This is a genomic window from Nocardia sp. BSTN01 (assembly GCF_015354405.1).
Lineage (GTDB): Bacteria > Actinomycetota > Actinomycetes > Mycobacteriales > Mycobacteriaceae > Nocardia.
In genome coordinates, this window is the sequence record NZ_JADKYP010000134.1 from 1 (window position 1) to 2,112 (window position 2,112).

Genomic DNA, 2,112 nt, shown 5'->3' on the forward strand with positions numbered 1-2,112 from the left:
GCTAACTCGCCAGTTTGAATATAGTCGTGAAGAGAGGCACCTGTTTGGCGTCGCTGTACGGGTGACGATTGTGGGATACTACATCATCAGCGTATGCCCGCATTTCCGGGAGTCGCCGGTGTTGCAGATACGTACCGAAATCAGTGTGTCCGGCCATTAATTGATCGACCTTCGCCACGAACGCCTGAAACTCCCGATCTTCGGGAGACATCAGTGCGGTGTCGCGTTGCAGCTGAGACTGCAACGCTTCGTGGACTATCCGAGGAGCCTCACTGGGCGCAGCGTCCAACGTCGTCGTCACCGTTGTCGCGAACCAGCGACTTATCCGATCCTCCGCGGACAGGTCTCGGCCGATGTAGCTGTTCAGAAGCTGATGGGCCTCACGGCGCTGGTACTGCGCGACGACGTCGTCCAAGAAGTACTGGTGAAACGTTCGCGAGCCGATCTCGGGCAGCGAGACATCAGCGAGATATCGCGTCCGCAGGAACTCCGGGGATTGGTTCTGCTGCCCGCGGCAGAGCGGATAGTGCGAGGTGTACAACCCGTCTCTGGGGATTTGGTTGAAGCGCTCCAGCTCGACAGGCGACAGGACTTGCCGCATCAGCTCGCGGTCGGCATCGAGTAGCGGTCTCGCCCCGACCGGCGCGAGATACCCGAACTGGGGAAACTCGTCGAGAGAAAAGTGGCGGGCGATCCGGCCGATCGGGCCGGCCCGAGACCCAGTGTCGATTCCGCTAGGCCGGATCGGCTCGCCTATCGGCAGGGTTCGAAACTTCCAGATGGGCAAAATCTCGCTGGCTAACCGAGAGCGTGGTTGAATCAACAAATGAGGTCCTAGCGTCGTATTTGACAGGCGGAGAGCGGCTTCCGCCTCCAGCGAGGCCAAGGTGAGCGTGGAGAGGGATGAAATGCGGGGGCTGTTCTCGGTGAGCCAATCGCGTTCCCACGCGTGATGCTGCGGGCTGTCGGTCCACGCCGCACCAACCGGTTCGCCAGGCGCAGGCTTGGGACGCCGGGTGATGTATTCCGAACCGGGATAGCGCCGCAGCTCCGCTTCGATATCGGTGGCGTGCTGATTCGATACCATGCCGCCGAGGGCATCTGTTGGTGCCTGAGCCGCAGGATCCTCCGCTCGCGCGGCTCCGCCTCCCCAGTCGATCGGCCGTGACTCAGCATGCAGGGATTCGGCCGCCGTACCGTCGACCCGGTTGTAGACTTTGGCTCCGAGGCGCTGATCTTCGCGTCGGATCCGATCGAGGGTGTTCCGTATCTCATACGGGAATTCGTGGTGTATTTTGCTGATCTGGGCGGCTTTCGACACGATCGCGTCGGCGATGCGTTCGGCTGCCTGCAACATTTCCGCGGTGATCGCACCTTCGCCCGGCCCGGCCATCGAGGTTTCCTGTCGCTTGTGATCGAGCTGTCAGGCAGCGAGGTCGAGGGTGAAGTCGACCTCGGTGAGCGCCGGCGCCGCGACCACCTTGTCCGGACATACCTCAACCACGGCAGCGCACACAACGCTACCGACGGGCCGAGTCGCTTCGCCGGGCCATGGCCTGGCGTGATGAACGCGATATCGGCCGGGGTGAGCGTGAAGTACCAGAACAGCTCCTCGCGGCTGATATCCGGAAACTCCTGCAGACGTACCAACTCCTCGTCCGCGAATACCTGCATCACCACGAAACCGACCTCCAAAACACCAGCAACTTCAGCGCGTGTTAGCGGCCGGCTATTTCCCCATTGGCGGCCAGATCTTGTAACACGGTGGCGGCCAGAAGATTTCCCCGCTTTGAGGTTGAGGATGTCCGCCGGGCGTAGCCTGGCGGGGCTTGGGCTCTGGGAATTTAAGTTAGATGAGAGCGACGACCTGATGCCCGCATCCGGAACTGGAAGGACCTGAACTACTACCGGCCAACCGAGGCCAGCCACTACCGGCACATCGACGCCCTGTTCGGCGAGCCGGGCCGCAACGTCATCGACTGGGAGTTGATCGAGCGCCATTTCGACGACGTGATGCGCGTCGTGCTGTCGATCAAGGAGGGCAAGATCTCCTCGGCGATGCTGCTGCGCCGGCTGTCGACCTACTCGCGACGCAACAACTACCACAAGGCG

At 61.7% G+C, this 2,112-nt stretch carries 2 protein-coding genes and 1 pseudogene; 1 reads left to right on the plus strand and 2 read right to left on the minus strand.

All coding sequences use genetic code 11. The annotated features are described in order from the left end of the window. Position 1: 1 nt before the first annotated feature. Both IRT45_RS37425 and IRT45_RS38175 read right to left on the minus strand, forming a co-directional pair. Positions 2 to 1,393, minus strand: coding sequence for a sugar transferase (locus tag IRT45_RS37425; RefSeq protein WP_228536028.1), 1,392 nt, complete (start codon positions 1,391 to 1,393; stop codon positions 2 to 4). A gap of 72 nt (positions 1,394 to 1,465) precedes the next feature. After that, positions 1,466 to 1,680 (minus strand): annotated as a pseudogene (locus tag IRT45_RS38175) (DUF4158 domain-containing protein); the annotation flags it as partial. 198 nt (positions 1,681 to 1,878) lie between these two features. Here IRT45_RS38175 and IRT45_RS38180 point away from each other — a divergent pair. Next, positions 1,879 to 2,112: Tn3 family transposase (locus IRT45_RS38180; RefSeq protein WP_375540190.1), on the plus strand; the 234-nt coding region annotated here is incomplete at its 3' end.